Annotated in this window: 20 protein-coding genes; 7 read left to right on the forward strand and 13 right to left on the reverse strand. The window is 67.7% G+C overall.

What is annotated here, in order from left to right:
- Nucleotides 1–94 precede the first annotated feature (94 nt).
- The 3 genes from R3E10_08310 to R3E10_08320 are packed head-to-tail and all read left to right on the forward strand — an operon-like array spanning nt 95 to nt 2,855.
- A complete protein-coding gene (locus R3E10_08310; protein MEZ4415744.1) occupies nt 95–2,059 on the forward strand; it encodes a hypothetical protein in 1,965 nt (654 codons plus the stop codon).
- Nucleotides 2,060–2,087: 28 nt separating this feature from the next.
- Nucleotides 2,088–2,603 carry a DinB family protein gene (locus R3E10_08315; GenBank protein ID MEZ4415745.1) on the forward strand — a complete coding sequence of 172 codons (516 nt, stop codon included), beginning with the start codon at nt 2,088–2,090 and terminating at the stop codon, nt 2,601–2,603.
- A gap of 18 nt (nt 2,604–2,621) precedes the next feature.
- Nucleotides 2,622–2,855 carry a hypothetical protein gene (locus R3E10_08320; protein ID MEZ4415746.1) on the forward strand — a complete coding sequence of 78 codons (234 nt, stop codon included), beginning with the start codon at nt 2,622–2,624 and terminating at the stop codon, nt 2,853–2,855.
- A 117-nt stretch (nt 2,856–2,972) separates the two neighbouring features.
- Here the strand turns inward: R3E10_08320 and R3E10_08325 are convergent, their stop codons facing one another.
- The 3 genes from R3E10_08325 to R3E10_08335 all read right to left on the reverse strand — a co-directional run bounded on the left by R3E10_08325 (nt 2,973) and on the right by R3E10_08335 (nt 6,887).
- A complete protein-coding gene (locus R3E10_08325; GenBank protein ID MEZ4415747.1) occupies nt 2,973–3,866 on the reverse strand; it encodes an alpha/beta fold hydrolase in 894 nt (297 codons plus the stop codon).
- A 51-nt stretch (nt 3,867–3,917) separates the two neighbouring features.
- Complete coding sequence (locus R3E10_08330) at nt 3,918–4,217, reverse strand: helix-turn-helix transcriptional regulator (protein MEZ4415748.1); 300 nt, start codon at nt 4,215–4,217, stop codon at nt 3,918–3,920.
- Between the two features lie 63 nt (nt 4,218–4,280).
- Nucleotides 4,281–6,887 carry an ABC transporter permease gene (locus R3E10_08335; protein ID MEZ4415749.1) on the reverse strand — a complete coding sequence of 869 codons (2,607 nt, stop codon included), beginning with the start codon at nt 6,885–6,887 and terminating at the stop codon, nt 4,281–4,283.
- 275 nt (nt 6,888–7,162) lie between these two features.
- Here R3E10_08335 and R3E10_08340 point away from each other — a divergent pair, with 275 nt between their 5' ends.
- Together R3E10_08340 and R3E10_08345 are read left to right on the forward strand one after the other, a co-directional pair.
- Complete coding sequence (locus tag R3E10_08340; protein ID MEZ4415750.1) at nt 7,163–7,792, forward strand: hypothetical protein; 630 nt, start codon at nt 7,163–7,165, stop codon at nt 7,790–7,792.
- A 118-nt stretch (nt 7,793–7,910) separates the two neighbouring features.
- On the forward strand, nt 7,911–8,600 hold the full coding sequence (locus R3E10_08345) for an SIMPL domain-containing protein (GenBank protein MEZ4415751.1): 690 nt from the start codon (nt 7,911–7,913) through the stop codon (nt 8,598–8,600).
- On the opposite strand, the gene R3E10_08350 is transcribed toward R3E10_08345, so the two are convergent.
- From R3E10_08350 to R3E10_08390, 9 genes are all read right to left on the reverse strand, one after another.
- A complete protein-coding gene (locus tag R3E10_08350) occupies nt 8,587–9,087 on the reverse strand; it encodes an SRPBCC family protein (GenBank protein ID MEZ4415752.1) in 501 nt (166 codons plus the stop codon). The genes R3E10_08345 and R3E10_08350 overlap by 14 nt on opposite strands.
- A gap of 47 nt (nt 9,088–9,134) precedes the next feature.
- Entirely contained in the window at nt 9,135–9,575 is a 441-nt protein-coding gene (locus R3E10_08355; GenBank protein ID MEZ4415753.1) for a VOC family protein, read from the reverse strand.
- Nucleotides 9,576–9,639: 64 nt separating this feature from the next.
- Nucleotides 9,640–9,999 (reverse strand): metalloregulator ArsR/SmtB family transcription factor, encoded by a 360-nt coding sequence (locus tag R3E10_08360; protein ID MEZ4415754.1) that lies wholly within the window; start codon nt 9,997–9,999, stop codon nt 9,640–9,642.
- 115 nt (nt 10,000–10,114) lie between these two features.
- The gene (locus R3E10_08365) at nt 10,115–12,079 is read right to left on the reverse strand and encodes a fibronectin type III domain-containing protein (GenBank protein ID MEZ4415755.1); all 1,965 of its coding nucleotides are present in this window, start codon (nt 12,077–12,079) and stop codon (nt 10,115–10,117) included.
- A 138-nt stretch (nt 12,080–12,217) separates the two neighbouring features.
- Nucleotides 12,218–12,847 carry an acyltransferase gene (locus R3E10_08370; GenBank protein MEZ4415756.1) on the reverse strand — a complete coding sequence of 210 codons (630 nt, stop codon included), beginning with the start codon at nt 12,845–12,847 and terminating at the stop codon, nt 12,218–12,220.
- Nucleotides 12,844–13,077 (reverse strand): acyl carrier protein, encoded by a 234-nt coding sequence (locus tag R3E10_08375; GenBank protein ID MEZ4415757.1) that lies wholly within the window; start codon nt 13,075–13,077, stop codon nt 12,844–12,846. The genes R3E10_08370 and R3E10_08375 overlap by 4 nt, the downstream gene beginning before the upstream one ends.
- 11 nt (nt 13,078–13,088) lie before the next feature.
- Nucleotides 13,089–14,894: an HAD-IIIC family phosphatase gene (locus tag R3E10_08380; protein ID MEZ4415758.1), complete on the reverse strand. Its 1,806-nt coding sequence runs from the start codon at nt 14,892–14,894 to the stop codon at nt 13,089–13,091.
- A 73-nt stretch (nt 14,895–14,967) separates the two neighbouring features.
- Nucleotides 14,968–15,861, reverse strand: coding sequence for a methyltransferase (locus tag R3E10_08385; GenBank protein MEZ4415759.1), 894 nt, complete (start codon nt 15,859–15,861; stop codon nt 14,968–14,970).
- Nucleotides 15,862–15,974: 113 nt separating this feature from the next.
- On the reverse strand, nt 15,975–16,388 hold the full coding sequence (locus tag R3E10_08390) for a MaoC/PaaZ C-terminal domain-containing protein (GenBank protein MEZ4415760.1): 414 nt from the start codon (nt 16,386–16,388) through the stop codon (nt 15,975–15,977).
- Nucleotides 16,389–16,713: 325 nt separating this feature from the next.
- On the opposite strand from R3E10_08390, the gene R3E10_08395 reads away from it, so the two are divergent.
- Entirely contained in the window at nt 16,714–17,586 is an 873-nt protein-coding gene (locus R3E10_08395; protein ID MEZ4415761.1) for an SAM-dependent methyltransferase, read from the forward strand.
- 23 nt (nt 17,587–17,609) lie between these two features.
- Here R3E10_08395 and R3E10_08400 read toward each other — a convergent pair whose 3' ends face one another.
- The gene (locus R3E10_08400; protein ID MEZ4415762.1) at nt 17,610–18,440 is read right to left on the reverse strand and encodes a DUF2231 domain-containing protein; all 831 of its coding nucleotides are present in this window, start codon (nt 18,438–18,440) and stop codon (nt 17,610–17,612) included.
- Between the two features lie 221 nt (nt 18,441–18,661).
- On the opposite strand from R3E10_08400, the gene R3E10_08405 reads away from it, so the two are divergent.
- On the forward strand, nt 18,662–20,152 hold the full coding sequence (locus tag R3E10_08405; GenBank protein ID MEZ4415763.1) for a peptide MFS transporter: 1,491 nt from the start codon (nt 18,662–18,664) through the stop codon (nt 20,150–20,152).
- Nucleotides 20,153–20,154: the final 2 nt, after the last annotated feature.

The raw sequence follows: 20,154 nt of genomic DNA on the forward strand, positions 1-20,154 counted from the left end.
TTGACCAGCCACGCCGCTGTCCGAACCTTCGCCAAGAGCGCTCCGCATCGGCGGGTGCCCACCCACCCTCGCGGCCCGACTCCGAGGTGGTAGCATGCTCGATCCCCGCGCAGGTCTTTTCCTCCTGGCGACTCTAGCGCTGGCGTCCCCCCAGGTCGCCGGCGCCCAGGCTCGCAGCCGGGGCGACCAATGCACGGATCCCATCATCCTGCAGGGCCTCTCACGCCTCGCCCAGTCGTCTACACCGCTCCTCTACGACGGCGTGGCCGACTTGCGCCGACAGCCAGCCACTCCCGTCTCGTTCTCCGCTACGCCCGGTTGCGTGCTGCTCTCCGCGCAATTGGTCGAGCGCGGCGGGCAGTATTCCGTGGAGAGCGCAGCGCCTGTGGCCGTGTCGGGGCCGATGAGGGATCGTTCGCGGGTGGTGCCACCGATGGTCGCAGCCGCGACGCAGGTGCTGCGGGAGCTGATCAACCAGGATGTCTTTCCCCGCGCTCCCGACGGTACCGGTCGCTACGCGGTGGCCGTTCCCCTCAACACGGCGCACGCGCTCTACCAGGGCCATCCCACCGTAACGCCTCGAGTGGCCCCCGACGTGTCGGATGCACCACGCACATTGGCCGATCGCGGCTTTCCGGATGCGCGACTCCTCTCGGCGCGCCCAGGCCTCGCAGTCTATCAGCTCGCGGAACGGGGAGAGTGGCTCTACCTGGCGGTAGTGCGGGACATCGCTCCGAACGAGCCCATCCTCGACTTCCAGGACGCCCAGGGGCGGTCCGGAACGGTCCAGCGCTACGGGTCCGTAACCCGGCGCCGGTTCCTGGAAGAGATCGTGCCCCTCATCAGATCCTCCACCCGCCGCGCCCAGGCCGTCGACGTGTGGACGTACGCCACGGATGTCCACGTGCCCAGCCCGGCAGAATCGAGCTTCGCGTTCGCACGGGCCCGCCATCCAGTCACGGGCCGCGACGACGTGGAGATGCCCATCCAGATCGAGTCTTGGCAGGGCATCCGCCGGAGCGCCGCCGAGCCGTTCAGTTGGGACGACCGCAACAGCATGGGTGTGCGGGGAGCCAGGACGAACACCATCGCCGCCATCCAAGCGTTGTATGAGCGCGATGAGGTCCGAGCCGAGGCGGCGCGGCAGGTGTTGGCCGAGCGGGACGCACAGGAGGACGCTGATCGGCGGGAGCGCGCGGCGGAGCGAGCCGCGCACGAGGTGCTGAAGTCTCGCGCCTATGCGGCCGCGGGCCTCGACTACCGCGAGGACGGGTATTGGCAGCGCTACCGAATGGCCGCCGAGATCCGGGCCATCCACGAAGGGGAATTCCCCGGAGCGCGGCAGGCTTGGGAGTTCGGGCGCATCTACAAGTTCGTGATCGGCAACTACTCGGCGCGGTGTCGCTCCTACATCCCCCGCGTCGGGGCGTTTATATGGATCCAGACCTGGACTCGCAGGGACCCCAACGGGTGGGAGTGGATCACCGACCAGGACACCACCTACGTGCACCCCGACTTCATCCAGCCCTACCGTTGGTGGGACGAGGACTCGCCGCTCGCGTTGGTCGATGTGCCATCCGGGTTGACCGACCCGGACGCGTTGGGGCCGAACCGTTCGGGACAGGTTGGCGGACTCGAGGCAGTCGCGCTGTTGACCCGTACCAGCGTGGCGCTCCGCCAGGACATGGACGTGCTGTTCGACGGGGGCTGCGAGAACCCGATCCTTGATCAGGTGATGGAGAACATGCGCCGGTTGGCGTTGTTCTTGCCCACCTTGCAGGCCGAACACGTACCGGAGGCCCTGCCCGATCCTGCGCGGCCCACGCTCACCTTTGGCGAGTCCTGCGAGCGCTACATCGACGATGGCGGCTTCCTGGTGGACAGGGATTGGTGTCCTTGTCTGGAAGAGGTGCTCGTCCCCAAGACCACGATCGGAGAGCGCTGGGGCTACATCGGCGACTACATCCGGTTCTGGCGGCGTGTGCACGACGTGCCCGACGGTGGGCCCGACGACCCCGATTGGGCGTTGTACGAACCGGCGAATGCGTGTCGGCGCTGACCGCAGCCTTCAACTCCTCGGGTCCCTGATGCTTGACTTCGCCCAAGACCTCCGGACCACCGTCGAGCACGCCAGCACGGTTCTCTCGGCCATGCCCCCAGGAGTCGGCACCCGTCGCCCCGGCCCAGGCAAGTGGTCTCCAATCGAGATTCTCGGCCACCTGATCGATTCCGCCTCCAATAACCACCAGCGCTTCGTGCGCGCCCAGTTCCGCGAGGACCTCAGCTTCGATGGCTACGCCCAAGACGAGTGGGTGACGGCACAGTCCTACCGGGCGGCCACCTGGAGCGAGGTCGTCGATCTCTGGCGCGCGTTCAATTTGCACCTGGCGCATGTCATGGAGCAGACGCCCACCGCGGAGCTGCGGCGACCGCGCGCCGACCACAATCTGCATCAGATCGGCTGGGAGTTGGTCTCTCCCGACGAACCAACGACGCTCGAGTACTTCATGCGCGACTATGTGGGCCACCTCAAGCACCACCTCCAGCAGATCGACCCGGGACTCTGTGATCCACCGCGGTCTCAACGCGCCCCGAACGCGTAGAAGCTGAGGGCGGCACCCGTGGCGTTCGGGATCCCACTCCTGTTCCTGGTACTGCTCGCGGTTGCCGCGATGCGGCGCCGCCAGCGCCACGGCGCCGCTCGGCCCGGCCTCGATGCCGATCACATCCGTCGCATCGTCGAAGACGGTGTGCTCAGCTACGAACCGGATGAGCCGCTCGACGAGGCCGAGATTGCCGAGGCCGAAGAAGAGTTCTGGGAGGACGAGCGGTGGGATGAAGCGGAGGAGTGGTGAGGGGAGACGTGAGCCGCTGGCGACCCATCCGCGATACGTCGTCGGATCATCGGCTGACCGCCGCCTCGTATGCCGCTGCGGCGGACGCCCCCGTTCAAGGCAGACCACTGCCGCGCGTCAGCTCGGGACGTCGAGGAAGCGCCCCTCGCGAAGGAAGTGGATCACCTGGTCGGCGACGTCCTGACGGTTCATCAGGAAGGTGTGTGTGCCAGGTACCACGACAAAGGATGCCTCCTCGAGGCGGGCCCGCTGGACCGAGACCTTCCCGTCGTCCGGTCCAGGAATCAGCCAAGAGCCGATCGGGTTCATGCTCCTGCTTCCGGCGATGATACCAAGCTCGAACGCCGGCGGCGGCAGGCGCGCCGGTAGCGACATCGAGTCTGTACCCAGCCGGGCCCCGGCGGGGCCCAGCACCGCCCACAGCAAGGGAGTCTGCCGGAAGGCGTCGATGATCTCCGAGCCCTGAGTGGGCGGACCCAGCATGACCACGCGTCCTTGATGCGGCATCGGTTGCTGCGCCAGGTACGCGCGTACCAGGATCCCTCCCATGGAGTGCGTCACGAAGTGCACCCGCTCCGCGGACTCCGCACAGCAGCGCACCACTTCGTCGGAAAGCCGCTCCACCAAGAACTCGATGGGCTCTTGAGTGGATGGGTAGTCGAAGGACACAACACGGAATCCCGCCGCCTCGAGCCGCGAACCGAGGATCGCCAAGGACCCGGCACCGCGTCCCAGCCCGTGTACCAAGACGACCGTGTCCGCCCCAGGCGGCGGTGACTGGGCGCACGCGGTAATGATCGGGAGTGCGAGCAAGATCGCGATCCCCCGCATGCGGCCGTGCCACTCCCGGCCGCGCCTGAGTCGACGCATGTGGATCACGTTGAGGTCGGGTGGCTCTCTAGCATACTCGGCGGGCGGCGCCGGGTCGAGGTCCTCGCCCAAGGGCGGCACCAAGAGGGGGAGAAGGAGGGCCACCTGCGAGACCGCGCCCCGGACACTAGCTTGCTGCATGCGGACAAGCTGCATACCCAGAAAGCGTGCTTCTCCAGACCACCATCAGAACTACAGGCGCACCCCCTCCCACATCACCGTCAGGGCCTGCCGGGTAGCCCGCAGCGCCGCGCGGCCCTCCGCCAACACGCGGAAGTACTTCCGTGCCCTCCCCCCGCGCTCCGGGGTGGGTTCACCCAAGCGGTAGTCCACGTACCCTTTCTGTTCGAGGCGGTCCAAGGCAGTGTAGACCGCACCGTACGACACACTGCGGCCCGTCCGCTGCTCGATCTCCTCGCGCACCTCCATGCCGTAGGCCTCGTTGTCCAGGCGCAGCACCGCCAGCAGCACCAACTGTTCGAACTCACCCATCCCTCGACTCCAATCGGCGCGGTGCGCCTGCGGCGCGGATCGTGATCACCCTACTCTCGCAGATCATTCGGTGCGGAGCGCCTCTGTGGGTGGAACGCGTACGGCCCGGGCGGCGGGGATGGCCGAGGCCAGGACGGCGACCGCGGCCAGGGTCAGACATCCACCCAGCAGGGTGAGCGGATCCAGCGCCCGGATCTCGTAGACCAGCCCTTCGACCACGCGCGTGCTGGCCCACACGCCCAACAATCCCACCAGCACGCCGGCGACGGCCAGGCGTACCCCCCGCCGCACCACGAGTCCCATGATTCCGGTGTGGCCCGCACCGAGCGCCATGCGAATCCCGAGCTCCCGGGTCCGACGGGCCACGAAGTACGAGATGGTGCCGTACACACCGGCCGCCGCCAGGAACAGCGCCGCCGCGGCAAACAGGGACACCAGGGTGGTATAGAAGCGGCGCTGAGCGAAGCGACTCTCGACCCGGTCCACCATGGTGCTCACGTCGGACGGGGGCACTGTCGGGTCGATGGCGAGGATGGCCTGACGGATCTGCGGTACGAGGGGACCGGGATCCCCCTGGGTCCGCACCGTCAGGTACGCCGAGTAGCTCCATCCTCGGGTGTAGGGCGCATAGAGCTGCGCCAGTGCGGGCTGCTCGGGTCCCCACTGTTTCACGTCGCCGACGACGCCCACCACCGTCAACCAGTTCGGGGGGTCGTCCTCGAAGCTGAACCGCTTGCCCAGCGGATCGACCCCGGGCCAGGCCTGTTCCGCGAAGGTTCGGTTGATCAGCACGCGCGTCGCCGCCTGGGCCGAGTCCTCGGGCAACAGAAGCCGTCCCTGCAGGAGCGGGATGTCCAAGGAGGCGAAGTAGTCCCCGCCCACACTCACCACTTCGACCAAGGGCCCTTCGCTTTCACTGCGCCGTGGCGGCGTGCCTTCCACCCATACGCTGCCGTTGCTTCCCCCGAAGAGGGGCAGGCGCGACACCATGCCCACGTGGGTGACGCCGGGAATGGCGCCAACGCTGGCCATCACCTGGTCGAAGAAGGCCGCTTTGGCAGCGTCCCCTTCGTACCGGGGACCGGCAGGGTCCACGGACATGGTAGCCACGCCCTCCGCTTCGAACCCGAAGTCCTGGCCCCGGAGCGCGGCATAGCTCTGCAGCAGTAGAGCCGCACCGTTGGCCAACACCAGACCGAGGGCGAACTGGCCTACGATGAAGGCATTGCGGAGGCGCTCCTTGCTCGGTGCCAGCGTGGAGTAGCCGCCTTCCTTGACGCTTCGGGCCAGATGGGTGCGTGAGGCGATGAGCGCGGGAAGCATGCCGAACACCAAGGCGGTGAAGCCGGAGGCGGCCACGGCGAATGCCAGCGCCCACCCGTCGATCGCGACCTGTTCCACGCGCGGGATGCTCGGGGGTACCAGCGCCTTGAAGGCGTCGAGCGCCAACCAGGAGACCAGCACGCCCAGGGCGCCCCCGAGCGCCGCCAGGAGCAAGGCCTCCGAGAACAGTAGGCGCACCACCGCCCGTCGGGTCGCGCCCAGAGCCGTACGAACGGCCAACTCGCTTTCGCGCCCCGCCGAACGAGCCAACAAGAGACCCGCCACGTTCCCGCACGCGATCAACAAGACCACGGCCGCGGCGCCGAGGATGACGCCGAGCTGTTTCCCCACGGGTCCGAACAGGTATTCGTGGACGGTGAAGACCTTCGTGCTGCGACCCTCGTTGGTCTGGGGGTATTCGACCGCCAGCTCGCGCATCACCCGGGCCATGTCCTCCTGCGCCATGTCCTTGGTGACCCCGTCCGCGAGCCGGGCCACCACCGGGAAGCCGTGACTTCCCCGTTCGCCGTGGAGCCGCTCGTTCACCAGCGGGAGGTACAAACGGTGGCGCCCGAAGTGGGACCAGGGGGAGGGGACGTCGAACCCCTCGGGCATGACCCCCACGATGGTGAACGCGCGGCCGTCCAACTCCAGGGTGGTGCCGAGAACGTCCGGGCGGCCGCCCAGCGCGCTCAACCACAGCGGGTAGCTCAACACCACCACGTCTCCCGCTTCCTGATCCTCCGGAAGCAGCGCACGCCCCATCAGGGGGCTGACGCCGACGACGTCGAACGCGCTGGCCGTGGCATAGGTGCCGTACACGCGCTCGGGCTCGCTCGCTCGGGTCAGCGTGAAGGAGCCCGGATTGATCGCAGCCAACGATTCGAAGGAGCGCTGCCGTTCCACCCAGTCCAGGTAGTCGGGTCCGGACGCGGGCCCACAACAGCCGAACCCGGCCTCCTCCATGACCACCACCAGCTTGCCCGAATCCGGCAGTGGAATGGGCTCGAGGAATACCGTTCGAAACACACCGAACAGCGCCGTGGTCACACCGACGCCGAGCGCCAAGGTGATCAACACGGTGAGCGAGAATCCGGGTCTGCGCCGGAGGGCTCGGAAGCCCATCCGGAGGTCGGTCCCCCACGCACTCATCCTCTCCCCCTCCCGTTCCGGTCGACGCCACTCGTCGAGGGCACCGCGTACATGGTGCAGCAGGCAGGCAGGGAGGGACCTCAGCGCCTGGCTTCGGTACCAGCGGCGGGCAGCGGCGAGTCCGTCCCGCTCGGTGCGGAGGTGGAACTCCTCCTCCGCATCCCCCAGCACGGCATCGCGCTGCTCGCCGGGCATCAACAGCGTCAGCAGCCACGCCCACCTGCGGGGAACCTCCCCCCTCCCGTTCGCTCCGCCCCGACCCATAGTGCTTATATATTATACACTGTATTAAAAATAGGCGACCCCGTGCCCCTCATGACCAATCGACAGGCCGAAGGTCCGAAAGGTTGCTCAAGGGCTCGGGAAGCCCCCCCGAGGCAGGCCGGCACCCTGCCCGCGCGTGTAAGCACCGCGGCCCGTGAAGCGTTTCCCTCGAGGAACGTCGAGCGTCGCTGACAAGGTGTGCAGCAATGAAGTCAGGCCTTCTTCCGCCCCTCCTCGCCCTGGCACTGACCTCTCCCGCCAGTGCCCAGGCGCACGCATGGCCCCTGTCGCTCGGCGTGAGTGTGGGGATGGGCCCCCAAGCACCGTCTGCTCTCTCTGTCGACGGCTGCGTGCACGAAGCCCCGCTGGTCGGCGGACTTCGCGTAGGGTGGTCTCCGAGGTCGTTCGTGCGCGCCGAGCTGGAGGGATCGGTGTTGACCGGCATGAGGACCGGAACCTGCGATGCCATTCCGTGTCCGCCCGACGAGCCCTGTCTGCGGGACCGGGGCATCGGGGTCTCGCTGCAGCCGGTGGGTGCGCGCCTGGCGTTCGAGCCACGGATCAGCAGGCGGGCGGGCCTCCGCGTATCCGCAGGAGCCGGCTGGCTGGTGGGAGACGGAACCGCCTACGGCATCGGCAGCGTCGGAGCTCGCATGGGGAACCGGGCGCGCACCTCACTGACGCTCGAGCTGGAGGGGTTGTTCTTCGATGCCCCCATCCGGGTGCTCGACTACCAGACCGGTGAGGGCGCCCTGGTGGACCGGAGGTCAGTGGGCGCCCGTCTCACGCTGGTGCGGCTCGGAGTCGAAGCGCGACTGGGCCGGCGCGGACGATAGCCCCCCGCCACGGCCCTCCATCCGCCGCTTGGTGCGTCCCCGCCACAATCCCCTGGGGATCTCTGCGCGTAGGCTGGCTGTAGCATCCTGAATCGGGGCCGTCGACCTGGAGGATCCCATGCGCCGCCTTCGTCGTATCGCCTTCTTCGGCCTCCTGTCCCTCGCTCTCCCCCTAGCTGCCCAGGACAACGCCACGCCGGAGGTGGTCACCGTCTCAGCCACCGCAGAGCAGTCGGTGCGCCCGGACATCGCCGAGATCCTGTTCAGCATCACGGTCACCTCGGGTACGGCCGACTCAGCAGCCACACACGTGACGGAGGCGGCCCGCAGGGTCCTGGACGCGCTGAGGCGCTTCTCGATCGAGCCGCCCACCATGATCACCGACGGGTTCTCGGTCCAGGCGGGACGGACGGATCAGCGCACCGGGCTCCCCTTCGAGCACGTGGCCAAGAACGACTTCCGCGTGGTGGTAACCGGCGTGGAGTCGGTAGGCGATGTGATCGAAAGCGCGGTTCAAATCCCGAGCGTTCAGGTTCGAGGTGTTCGCTTCTCCGCGTCCGACCTGACGGCTGCCAGAGATCAAGCGCTGGCCGCAGCGGTGGCCAACGCCCAGAAGCGAGCCCGGCTCATCGCCGAGCTCGCCGATGTGCGCCTAGGACGTGTGCTGCACCTGGTAGTGCACCCGGAGGGGGACGACCCGGGGAGGATCGCCCTTCAATACGGGGTCCAGAACACACCACCGATCCGGCCTCAAGACATCGTGGTCACCGCGCGCATCACGGTGCAATACGCGGTCATCCCTGGCTGAGGACCCGGTCAAGATTCTGGTAGCTCGCCTCCATGCCTTCCGTCATGCCGGTGGACACGGCGGCGTCGCGGGCCTCCTTCGAGCCGAAGTCCATGAGGGTGGCCAGCGTGGTGATTCCGCCGCTCTCGGTAAGCGTCACGGTGACCAGGCACTCACCGCCCTCGCCCATAGAGCCGCCGACGTCGCCCGGATCGTAGATCTCGACGTTCACGATCCGGGCGGGCGGATCCACCTCCTGGAACGTTCCGTGGAAGCCGAACTGGCTGCCGTCCGTTTCGGACCGCCACACCCAGCGGTACTTCCCACCCACGCGCACGTCCATCTCGCACACGGGCATGGTCCAGCCCGGCGGGCCCAGGAGCCAACGCCGGACCAGCTCGGGCGTGGTATAGGCCTCCCAGACAAGCTCGCGAGGCGCGTTGAAGGACCGCGTCACCAAGACAGTGCTGTCGCCGGGCAGACTGACCTCGGCCTTTGGCATGTGCATGACCATGACGTGAACTCGGAGCTGAGGTGGATGCGGTGCGGGCCGGATCAGCCCGCGCGTGCCGCTTCGTCGAGGGCTGCGATATCGATCCTGCGCATGGCCAGCATGGCTTGGACGACACGGTCGACCTTGGCGCGATCGGGATCCCCGAGGTAACGGCCCAACGCATGGGGGATCACCTGCCAGGAGAGGCCATACTTGTCTTTCAGCCACCCGCACATGCTCTCCTCACCGCCGTCCGCGGTGAGGCTGTCCCAGTAGTGGTCCACCTCGGCCTGATCGTCACAGTCGATCATGAAAGAGACCGCATCGGTGAACGGGTGCTTGGGGCCCCCGTTCAAGGCCAGCAGTCGCTGACCGGCGACCTCGAAGGACGCCGTCAGCGGCGACAGGGAGACGACGCGGAAGTCTTTGAAGATCGAGGCGTAGTAGGCGGCGACGTCGTCCAGCGGTGCGTCGAACCAGAGGAACGGTGTGATCTTGGGCATGCGGTCTCCATGAGCGCACAGCTGTGCGGTGCGCGACAAATGTGTGCTCACTCTCGAGCGACGGTCAGTCCGGTTCGTTTCCCTTTGATCGAGACCGGCGGGCTTTCAAGGTCTCGAGCAGCGCATCGAGTCGCTGGAAGTTGGTCTCCCAGATCTCGCGGTAGCGCTCGATCCATTCGTTGGCCACGTCGAGGGCCGCAGGTTCCAACCGACGCGGGCGCCGCTGCCCGTCGATCCCGACCGACACCAGGCCGGCCCGCTCCAGGACCTTCAGGTGCTTGGAGACTGCGGGCTGACTCAGGGCGAAGGGCTCCATCAGCTCCGTCACGCTGGCCTCCCCCTCCGCCAGGCGCTCCAGGATGGCGCGCCGAGTGGGATCGGACAGAGCGAAGAAGGTGGCGTCGAGCTGGTCGCTGAAGTTCATGATTTATCGCCGATCGTTCATATAACCGATCGGATATTAATGAGACGACGAGGGGCTGTCAACGGCGGGCGGGCTCCCAGGACAGGACACGACCCCTGACAGCCCGCCCGCGCAGTCAGCGTCGGTAGCGGACCACGACGGGAATCGGATCCGTGGTGATGCCCCCCGGGGTCCGAGGGACCTTGCAGGCGACGAGGGTGAGCCCGTTCGCGCCGATCTCGGGACTGGCGGCGCCGAACAGCGTCTCGAGGCCAGGGCCCCCGAGAGCACGGCCGGGCTCCACCGCTACGCTCAGCGTCGGGTCGCTCGTGCAGACGAGGGTGCCGGAGCCGGCCTTGAGGAACTGCACCACGTAGGGCGTGGCGGCATTCCCGATGACATCCACCCCGGTGAGACGAGCCCCCGGGCCCGGACCGGGCGCAACGGTGTGATGAAAGAGCACCAAGCCTTCGTCCGGAATGTAGGGGTCCAGCGCGGTCGAGTAGGCCACCACGCCGGACGACCCGTTCCCCTGTACGTCACAAAGCGCCACAGAGCGGCCGGAGCGCCCGAATCCGTTCTCGGCCTCCACGGTGAAGCAGTAGGTATACGCGTTCTTGGCTTCGAACACGTAGCGCGTCACGCCGATGCCGTCCCGACTGCCGTCGTGGTCGGTGTAGAGGCGACGCTCACCCTCGAAGCGCAGCCGGTAGCGCTCGGCCCGCGGGGACCGGTCCCAGGCAAGCTCGATACGGTCGCCCATGATCGAAGCGACCCGGAGACCTCGCGGAGTGGCCGGTGCCTCCGCCCGGGTCGTGGCGCACTGCAGGTCGCCGTAGCGGGTCGCGAAGCGATTGGGCAACTGGATGCGCAGGCAGTAGGTCTCGCCCGCCGCCAGTCGCCCGACCACCAGCCGGTCGTCCCCGGCGCGGGCAACGCGACTGAAGCGCTCGCCCGACCGGGCCCGAACAAGGTCCACCACCTGTCCCCGAGCCCCGAAGTCGAGGTCGAGCTGGATCTCTCCGTTCTCCAGCGTGGGCCTGGCCGTGACGATCGAGGGCACCTCCGCGACCGTGGGGCCGAGGTCGGCCGGGGTGCTGCGCGGGCCGTACGGCGACTCGCACAAGCGTTCGGCTCCGCGCGGCCGGGCACTCCCCCGTGCCACTCCCACGCAGTAGAGCGCGCCCGGATCGAGATCATCGAACCGCGCCGACTGCCGCGCCTGCACCGGACTCCGGGAATCTCGGATGCGTACACTGCGGACCGGGTCGGAGAGCGCTCCGGACTCGTATACGTACACGCTCCACTCCGAGGTGCTGTCGGGGTCGTCGATCCACTGGACCGCGAGCACGCTGTCGGCGGGATGCGTGATGGTGATCAGCGCCGGGCCGCGCACCGCTCCGGGATCGGGCAGGCCGACCCCGAGGGGTCGCGTGCGCTCACAGGCGCCCGTCGACACGGACGAGCCATGGACGTTGTGGGTCCGCACGCGGTAGCAGTACCGAACCTCCATCTCGAGATCGCGATCGGGAAAGCGGACCGATCGGCCCCGGTCGGAGAGAGCCGCGAACGTTCGAATCGGTCTCCATTCGGCCAAGTTCGCCGTGCGACGCTCGACCACCAGGGAGTCTTCGTTGTCTGCTCCGTCCGTGAATTCGACGACCAGGTGGGTGGTGCGCGCCTCCGCCACGCTGACGTCTGTGGCCGGCTCGGGCGGCCTCACCGTGGTGTCGCCCGCGTCGAAGACCGCGCACCCCGCGGCTCCTGTGTCGTTGCTCCCTGCCCCCGCGCTGCTGCGGGCAATGATCTGGTAGCAGTACTCATGACCTACCTGGACCGCGAAGTCCTGGTAGGTGCGGGTGTCCGCGTCGTAGCGCGTGGTGGCGGACGCCACGCGTCGCCAGGCTCCCTCGGACCGATCCATCCGGAACAGGGACCGACGCACATCGCCCGGCACGCCGCTGTGGAGAACCACCAGGTGATCAGCCGTGCTGCTCACCTGTTCGACATGGATCGGAGGCGGCTCTTGCGCCAGGACGCTCGTCGCCCGGGCCACGAGCAGGGGAACGATGAAAGCCGAAAACGCGATGCGGGCGCGCATGGAGTTCTCTCCCCGAGGTCGCAGCCTCGATGGTGTGTGCACGGCGGGGGTGCACCTGGGAGAGCGATGGATGGGTGTGTCGGGGTCACCCGCGGCGGGTGCCGGGGGGAGCGTCCCGGCCCACCCTGGCCCGGCCGTCTACGAGGTGGGACCCGCTTCCGACCGCGGAGCCGCCGCGCCGGCCGCTTTGCGCTGCGCCAGCAGCAACTCGCGCATCACCTGCGGATAGGGCCTGGCGGGCACACCGATCACCCAACCGCCCTTGGGCACGTCCATCACCACGTTGGAGTTGGCGGCGATGACGGCGTCGTCACCCACGGTGATGCCGGCCTTCAGGAAGGTGGCCGCGCCCACGAAGACGTTGGAGCCGATCACGATGGGTTTGCTGCGGTGGCCCGAGTTCCCGAGTGGGTCACGGTCCACCACGGAGTGCTCCTGAGCCAGGATCACCGCATTGGGGCCCACACCGGAGTTGGTGCCGATGGTCAGTCCGCCCAGCGCGTCCAGCAGGACGTTGCGCCCGAAGCTGACCTGCTTGCCCAGGGTGAGGTTGTAGGTATTGGCGAACGTGCAGCCCCGGCTGATCCAGCAGAAGCCCTCGACGCGCTCGGCGCAGAGCTTCACGAAGAAGTAGCGCAGATAGACGCCGGAGAAGCCGGGCAGGCTCCGGACCATCCACCAGAGGTATTCCTCCGCGATGCGGACCAGGAGCTGCTTGAGAGAGAGGCTCTTGAGGGTCCGCCCGACATCCAGACCCGCGGCCTTCACTTGGCGGCGACCAGCGCTTCCGCCTTCTCGTAGATCGTGCCGACGTCGAGCATCGAGACGATGTCGTCGTCGGAGAACTGCACGCCCAGCTCCTCCTCCAATGCCAGGATGAGGTTCATGTGCTGGAGCGAGTCCCAGGCCTCGATGGTATCGGGGCCGGTGCTCTCGTTGATGTCGTCCTCCGGCACGCCGAGCACGCTGCTCACCACTCGCCGAACGGTGTCCCTCATCCGTCTCTCTCCTAGTTCGTTCCCACCGGGCCCGTCACCGTGACCGGTACGTCCGTGTGCACTGCCTTGAAGTGCTCGCGCCGGGGCGGGTCCCAGGCATCCAGCGAGCGGGTCCAGCGTTCCGCGCCCCCCTCCCCCGCCAGCGGCTCGAAGCCCCGCTCCGGGAAGAATCGGGCCACCATGCGGTTCTTGGGGCTAGGCCGGTACTCGCCGACCACCCGGCGGGCTCCCCGCGCCCTGGCCAGCGCCAGGCACTGGTCCAGGAACACGTCTTCCACCTCGCGCCCCAGCACCCGGCAGGACATCAGGAACGAGTCCACCCGGGCCTCCTCTCCCTGGTAGCGCAGCAGCGCCACACCCACCAGCCCCGTGTCCCCGAACCGGTCCTTGAGCCGAAGGCTCAACACGTCGGCGTCCTCCGCGTGGCGGGCGGCCGCGATGTCTGCGTCCGAGTATCGGATGGTGGTGAGGTTGAACTGATTGGTCTTCTGGGTGAGCTGCGCGATGCGGGGTGTGGACAGGTCGTCCGCCAGCCGGATCTCGACCTCCATCTCCAGGGACATCAGATAGCCGCCCATGTCGGTGATTTCGGACTGCAGCCGCTTCCGTCCAGCCTCCGCCCGATACATGGCGTTCCGTTGCCGGTCCTCCGCCGCCACGGTCAGCGTATCGAAGAGACCGCAGGCGGCCAGCGCCTCGCGCTTTTCCACCGCCTTGGCTACCGGCAGGTGCAGCACGTGCACCTCCGGCACCATCTCGCGGATCAGGCCCACCTCGAAATCGGAGTCGTCCACGAAGACCATGTGGTCGAGACCGATGTTGAGCTCGGCGGCCAGCTCGCGGAGGTTGCTGGCCTTGTCCTGCCAATTCACCCGCCAGGCTGCGATGTCGTCTCGCTTGAGCACCATGTCCGGGTGGCGGTCGAACACCTCCCAGACGTCCTCCTCGTTGTTCTTGCTGCAGAGCGCCAGGATCACACCGCGGCGGGCCAGGCTCACGACTTCCTGCTGGAACTCCCGATACGCCGACCCGGGGTGGGTCTGTCCGAGCTTGATGCCCGCCAACCCGTCCTCCCCGATGATCCCGCCCCAAAGCGTGTTGTCGCAGTCGAGGACCAGGCACTTCTTGTTCCGGCCACGGAGCGCGCGCACGAACTTCATGTCCTCGAGCGCGATCTCTCTCAGGGCTTCCCGGGTGTAGGGCGCGCGACCGATGTGCCAGTAGCGTGCGTCGTAGAACGACGGAGCACCCACTCGCGCGCGGCACAGGTCCATGTCCACGTAGTAGGCACTGGCGTGCTCGGCCAGCGCGGCGCGGAGCGCCTGATTGAGGCGCGCCACGGCCTCCGCCTGACCTTCAGGCTGGTGCGCGTCGACGACGCCATAGGCCGGGTGGAGCGGTGTCTCGAAGCCGTGCCAAAGGATCATCGCCTTGGTCTGCCGCCGGATGCCGGCCAGCACCGAACGGATCCAGTCCTCCACGCGTTCGCGCTCGCTGTGTACCGCATCCGACTCCAGGCTCGTGAACTCGCGAGCCAGGGCCGGAGAAACGCCCTCCAGTCGCACATGGACCAGCACGCAGGCCGTCTCACCGTTGAGCAACCGAGGTGCTCCGCCCACCGCCTCCTGAACGATGTTGTCGAAGTCTCCGAACCGGAGCTCCAGGCGTAGGCCCGCCTCCGCGCCCAACCACTTCAGGTAGGGCTCGATGGGCTCGGTGACCACATTGCGGAGCACGGTCACCGGAAAGGCCGGCAACCCCGAGAGGTCGCGGGCCTTCAGCTCCTGTTGGATCTCGGTGTAGGACTTCTCGAGCATGCGCCTGGCGCGTTCGGGGGCGTCGGTCGGACCCGCGATCGGTGCGGTCCAGCCCGGGTCAGGATCGTGTGAATCAGGACACGATGAAGGCAGCCACCTTGGGAACGATCTCCTCGGGTGGCGCCTCGTAGCCCTTCTCCTCCACGTAGTCGTGGACCTGGAAGCCGGCCTTCTCCAGCTGCGCGATCACCTCTTCGGGCTCCCAGTACAGATAGATGTGATCCGCGTTGGGCGCGGTGAGGGCCGCCGTGACGAATCCTACCCCTCCCTCCCTCAGCATGAGCCGCAGGTTGTCCAAGAAGATCTGGGGGTCGGAGAGGTGCTCCAACACTTCGATACACTGCACCACCGGGAGCGGCTCCAGGCCAGCACCGATGATGTTGGTTTCGCTGGAGGTGAACTGATTCCCAAAGCCCCAGCCGTTCACCTGGTTCAGCGTGAACTCCCGGGAATACGGGCTGATGTCGATCCCGATCCCATGCCAGGCCGGGTCGTGGCGGGGGACCTGCACCGTGAAGAAGCCCGTTCCGGTACCCACCTCGTAGAAGCGCTTGTCGTCGTACGCATCCAGGCGCGGCAGGAACTGCTCCTTGTAGAACTGGAACTGCCGGTAGTGGTGGCGCCACAGGAAGTGAGACACCAGGATCCCAGGCAGATAGAGGTTCATCATGTAGTCGCGGTTCATGTAGACCCGCTCCTTGGCCTCGTCGTAGGTCTGAGGCTCGTACTCGCGCTTCTGCTTGAACAGACGCTCGAGACGCATGAAGTCGATGGCGAACTTGGTGTACCCCTTCACCGCGTACAGATAGCGCTCCTCGTCCATGCCGAAGAGGTTGCGCAGGTGGAGGTCGAACTCCTCGCGCCAGGGCTGGCCGAACTCCTCCTCCACGCTGTCGAACGTCTTCCGGAACATGAAGGCGTTCTTGTACAGCAGCTTCTTGAAGAGCTCGAAGGCATCCAGGCTCATGACCGCTCCTTGGGAATCGTTCTGCATGACACTCGGTTCGTCGGGGACCGTGGGCGGTCCGTTCGCTTCGTCGCGGGTCCTCGCTCGGGCCGCGGCCACTTAGGGCCCGCGGCTCAGGTGAAGACGCAGTTGGCCTTCCCCTTCACGCACACCGTGCCATCGTCCTTCACGATGCGCAGCTCGAGCAGCACGGAGCCCAGGGGCTTGATCACTCGGGTCACCGTGGCCGTGTACGTCACGGTGTCCCCTTTGTAGACGGGTTCGTGGAAGTTGAGCTCCATGGAGCCGATCACGGTCTTCTCACCCGGCAGATCCATGCCCAGGATGCGACTGAAGGGCGTCGAGAGCAGGAAGCCGTGCACCACCAGGTTCTCGAAGCCCATCTCGGCCGAGTGCTCCCGGTTGGTGTGGATCCCCGCCGAGTCGCGCGTGAACGCGATGAAGGTCTCCATCAGCGAGGCGTCGAAGGTCCGGGTCTCCGTATGGACAGCCCCCACTTCCACGTCCTCGATGCGTTCGATGGCCACGTCGGCCCTGCTCCTTGGTCGAATCCTCAGGCTCGCTCGGAAGCTCGCCCCTAGAGGCGGAACCGTCCACGACGAACGGCCACCCCTGTTGCGATCCTTCCACAGGCTGAGGGGCCTGGGCTTCGGCCCGGTGGTCCCTCAGCACCGTCCGGAGCCGATATCGGTGGCTCCGGCGGGTCGGACCCGTCCTTGGAGCAGGGGGCGTGCCCGCGTTCCGGGAGGCCCACCTGGATCCCCCTTGGCTCCTCCAGATTGACCGCGGGCCAGCCGCCGTCCCACCGTCATGCAGGGGGGCTGGGGCACATCCGGGTGGGAGGAGGTCGGGATGGCTGGGATCGAGCACGTATCGGACACGGCCCGCTGGGTCGCCGTCTACCGGGCCATGGAGACGGAGCGCCCCGACGCGCTCTTCCAGGACCCTTGGGCCCGTCAGCTCGCGGGGGAAAAGGGCGAGCAGATCGTCCGCTCCATGCGACGAGGCCGGGCGGCCGCCTGGGCCATGATCGTGCGCACGCAGGTCTTCGACGAGCTCATCCGGGACGCGGTGCACCACCGAGGCGTGGACCGGGTCGTCAACCTGGCGGCGGGCCTGGACGCGCGTCCCTGGCGCCTGGACCTGCCCGCGGAGCTCTGCTGGGTGGACGTGGACCTGCCCGACATCCTGGACCACAAGCTCGCCGTGATCGGAGATGCGCCCCCTCGGTGTGACTACCGCGCCGTGACGGCCGACCTCGCCGATGCGGGCGCCCGCAGCCGCGTGTTGGCGGAGTCGGCCGCCGGATCGCGGAGCGCTCTGGTGGTCTCGGAGGGCCTGCTCATCTACCTGGACCCCACCGACGTGGGCGCGCTGGCCGCCGACCTGGCGGGGCACGCCGCCTACCGCTGGTGGCTGATCGACCTGGCCAGCCCCCGCCTGCTCAAGATGATGCAACGCTCCTGGGGGAAGGCCACGGCGGCTGGTCAGGCACCCTTCCGCTTTGCGCCGGAAGAGGGCACCGACTTCTTCCGTCCGTTCGGATGGGTGGAGTCGGAGTTCCGCTCCTCCGGAGAGGAGGCGCGTCGTCTACACCGGGCCCCGCGCTACATGGCCTTCTGGCGAGCCGTCTTCCGGTTCGCGCCCCGGCACGTGCGCGAGTCCGCGCAGCGGATGGCGGGAACGGTGTTGCTGGAGCGGAACGCCCCGCCATCGATGGCCTGAGCGCCGGCCGGCGGTTCGCCCCGCTAGTTCTGCAGGGCTTCGATCCGCCGCTGCAACTGCGTGCTGGTCGGGAACTCCTGTTGGAGTCCCTCCAACAAGGCCAGCGCACCGGCCCGGTCGCCCATGGCCACCAGCGCGTCCGCTCGGATGTACGCCACGCGCAGGCGCATGGGCCCTTCGCTCGCACCGGGAATGCGCTCGAGTTGCGCCAGGGCGCCTTCCGGATCGTTCCGGTCCTGCAGTGTGGACTGGGCGCTCAACAGCAACACGTCGGGGTCGGACGGCGAGCGTTGGGCCATCTCGTCGATCAAGCGCGCGGCAGCCTCGGCGCGTCCCGCCTCGCGGTCCTGCATGGCCTGATGATAGAGGCCGGCCCTGAGGAGCCGACCTACATCCTCTTCCTCGCCGGTGCGCGTCCCCACGCCCCCGGCATACGAATAGACCAGCTCCCCCCCGTGCTCACCGGTCTCGTACATGAAGAACAAGCCCACGGCCCCGATCGCGGCCGAACCGAACAGGAACGCGCGGCCGTAGCGCTGCTTCCGGAGCGCCAGGGCCAGCAGCTCCATGGCCGCAACCGCCAGAAAGATGTTGCGGGTCTTCTCCCCCAGCTCTTCGTGCTCGACCACCGCCGGGCGTGCCCCCGGGACACGTTCGGCCGGCCCATGCGCGTCGATCCCCGACTTGACCGCCACCATGGACGCAGCCGTCCCAACCAGAATCAGCAGCAGGGCCGCGGGCCCGGGAAACTGCCATTTCCCGAACAGCGACAGGATGCGGAGCGGCACCCCCACGAAGAGGAGGGCGATGGCGAAGTGGACGACGATCGGATGGAAGGCCCCGAGTTCGGGCATGGACCTGCTCCAGCGGAAGGCGGGAGACTGCGCGGTTCTTCGAGGAGGACAGCCTACGCCGGGCGGGTGTTTGGGGAAAGATCGGCCCCGCCCCAGGCGGCGGTGGACATCGGGACCGGCCAGACACCGTAGCTGGTGGAACGCGGGACCGCCCCCTAAGCTGGAAACCGCCCCCGGCGGAACAGGGGGCGGCGCGCAGCCTTCGACGCGACGGAGCAGGCATGAGCCAGACCCAGACCCACCTGCAGGCCCCCGGCGAGAAACAGTTCTTCGGGCACCCCCGGGGGCTCGCCACGCTGTTCTTCACCGAGATGTGGGAGCGCTTCTCGTACTACGGGCTGCGTGGTCTGCTGGTCCTGTTCCTGACCGCGGCCCTCGCCGACGGTGGGTTCGCCTTCGCCGACTCCACGGCGGGCGCCATCCTGGGGCTCTACACGGCGTCGGTCTACCTGCTCTCGCTGCCGGGCGGGTGGATCGCCGACCGCATCCTGGGCCAGCGCTCAGCGGTGTTCTGGGGAGGCGTGGTCATCGCGGCCGGCCACTTCACCATGGCGCTGGGAAGCAAGGTGCTGTTCTTCGTGGGCCTGTGCCTGGTGGCAGTGGGCACGGGGCTGCTCAAGCCCAACGTGAGCGCCATCGTGGGAGAGCTGTATTCCGACCGGGGCGCACGTCGCGACGCCGGTTTCTCGATCTTCTACATGGGCATCAATCTGGGCGCCTTCCTCGGTCCGATCATCTGCGGCTATCTGGGCGAGAACATCAACTGGCACCTGGGTTTCGGCGCCGCCGGCGTCGGCATGCTGGCGGGTCTGATCCAGTACAGAATGGGCGATGCCTACCTGAAGGAGGCGGGGCTGCTGCAGGAGGACGCCCTCGACAAGCGCTCGGGCGCCATCCGGGCGCTCATCGCGGGCGTGGCCGTGGTGACGGTGATCACGGTGCTGCTGTGGCTCCTGAACCGGGCCGGCACCGTGAACGTGACCATCGAGGCGATCGCGGGCGGAGCAGGCGTGACCATCGTCTCGATCGCGGTGCTGTACTTCGCCTACCTGATGGCGATGGGCGGGCTCGCCGCCGACGAGAAGAAGCGCGTCACGTACATCTTCATCCTGTTCATTGGCGCCGCCATGTTCTGGGCCGGCTTCGAGCAGGCGGCCTCCACGCTCAACCTGTTCGCGGAGCGCCTCACCGACCGTACGATCGGCTCGTGGGAGATGCCCACCAGTTGGCTCCAGTCGGTCAACGCGCTGTTCATCATCCTGCTCGCTCCCGTCGTCGGCTCCTTGTGGGTGCGGCTCGACGAGCGGAATCCGTCCATTCCGGTGAAGTTCGGGTGGGGCCTCGTGTTGCTCGGCGTTGGGTTCTTCGTGCTGGCCTGGGGTGCCAGCTTCGCGACGCCCGAGAACCCCGTCAGCCCCATGTGGCTGGTGGTCACCTATTTCTTCCACACGGTGGGTGAGCTGGCGTTGAGCCCGGTAGGGCTGTCCAGCGTCACCAAGCTGGCGCCGCACCGCCTGGTGGGTCAGATGATGGGTGTGTGGTTCATGGGGACGTCGCTCGGCAATCTGATCGCCGGGATGGCAGCCGGTCAGTTGGAGAGCCTCTCTCCGCCGACCCTCTTCACCACGGTGGGCGCCATCGCCGCCGGTGCGGGCCTGGTCTACTTCGTCTTCCATCGCCCGATCAAGCATCTGGGCCCGGACGTGAAGTAGGC

It is taken from the genome of Gemmatimonadota bacterium (assembly GCA_041390105.1).
GTDB lineage: Bacteria > Gemmatimonadota > Gemmatimonadetes > Longimicrobiales > Gaopeijiaceae > JAGQIF01.

Excerpts from the sequence above, each read along its gene's own strand:
- R3E10_08310 (MEZ4415744.1), top strand. The coding sequence starts at position 95 with ATGCTCGATCCCCGCGCAGGTCTTTTCCTCCTGGCGACTCTAGCGCTG.
- R3E10_08315 (MEZ4415745.1), top strand. The coding sequence starts at position 2,088 with ATGCTTGACTTCGCCCAAGACCTCCGGACCACCGTCGAGCACGCCAGC.
- R3E10_08325 (MEZ4415747.1), bottom strand. The coding sequence starts at position 3,866 with ATGCAGCAAGCTAGTGTCCGGGGCGCGGTCTCGCAGGTGGCCCTCCTT.
- R3E10_08330 (MEZ4415748.1), bottom strand. The coding sequence starts at position 4,217 with ATGGGTGAGTTCGAACAGTTGGTGCTGCTGGCGGTGCTGCGCCTGGAC.
- R3E10_08335 (MEZ4415749.1), bottom strand. The coding sequence starts at position 6,887 with ATGCCCGGCGAGCAGCGCGATGCCGTGCTGGGGGATGCGGAGGAGGAG.
- R3E10_08340 (MEZ4415750.1), top strand. The coding sequence starts at position 7,163 with ATGAAGTCAGGCCTTCTTCCGCCCCTCCTCGCCCTGGCACTGACCTCT.
- R3E10_08345 (MEZ4415751.1), top strand. The coding sequence starts at position 7,911 with ATGCGCCGCCTTCGTCGTATCGCCTTCTTCGGCCTCCTGTCCCTCGCT.
- R3E10_08350 (MEZ4415752.1), bottom strand. The coding sequence starts at position 9,087 with ATGCACATGCCAAAGGCCGAGGTCAGTCTGCCCGGCGACAGCACTGTC.
- R3E10_08355 (MEZ4415753.1), bottom strand. The coding sequence starts at position 9,575 with ATGCCCAAGATCACACCGTTCCTCTGGTTCGACGCACCGCTGGACGAC.
- R3E10_08360 (MEZ4415754.1), bottom strand. The coding sequence starts at position 9,999 with ATGAACTTCAGCGACCAGCTCGACGCCACCTTCTTCGCTCTGTCCGAT.
- R3E10_08365 (MEZ4415755.1), bottom strand. The coding sequence starts at position 12,079 with ATGCGCGCCCGCATCGCGTTTTCGGCTTTCATCGTTCCCCTGCTCGTG.
- R3E10_08375 (MEZ4415757.1), bottom strand. The coding sequence starts at position 13,077 with ATGAGGGACACCGTTCGGCGAGTGGTGAGCAGCGTGCTCGGCGTGCCG.
- R3E10_08380 (MEZ4415758.1), bottom strand. The coding sequence starts at position 14,894 with ATGCTCGAGAAGTCCTACACCGAGATCCAACAGGAGCTGAAGGCCCGC.
- R3E10_08385 (MEZ4415759.1), bottom strand. The coding sequence starts at position 15,861 with ATGAGCCTGGATGCCTTCGAGCTCTTCAAGAAGCTGCTGTACAAGAAC.
- R3E10_08395 (MEZ4415761.1), top strand. The coding sequence starts at position 16,714 with ATGGCTGGGATCGAGCACGTATCGGACACGGCCCGCTGGGTCGCCGTC.
- R3E10_08400 (MEZ4415762.1), bottom strand. The coding sequence starts at position 18,440 with ATGCCCGAACTCGGGGCCTTCCATCCGATCGTCGTCCACTTCGCCATC.
- R3E10_08405 (MEZ4415763.1), top strand. The coding sequence starts at position 18,662 with ATGAGCCAGACCCAGACCCACCTGCAGGCCCCCGGCGAGAAACAGTTC.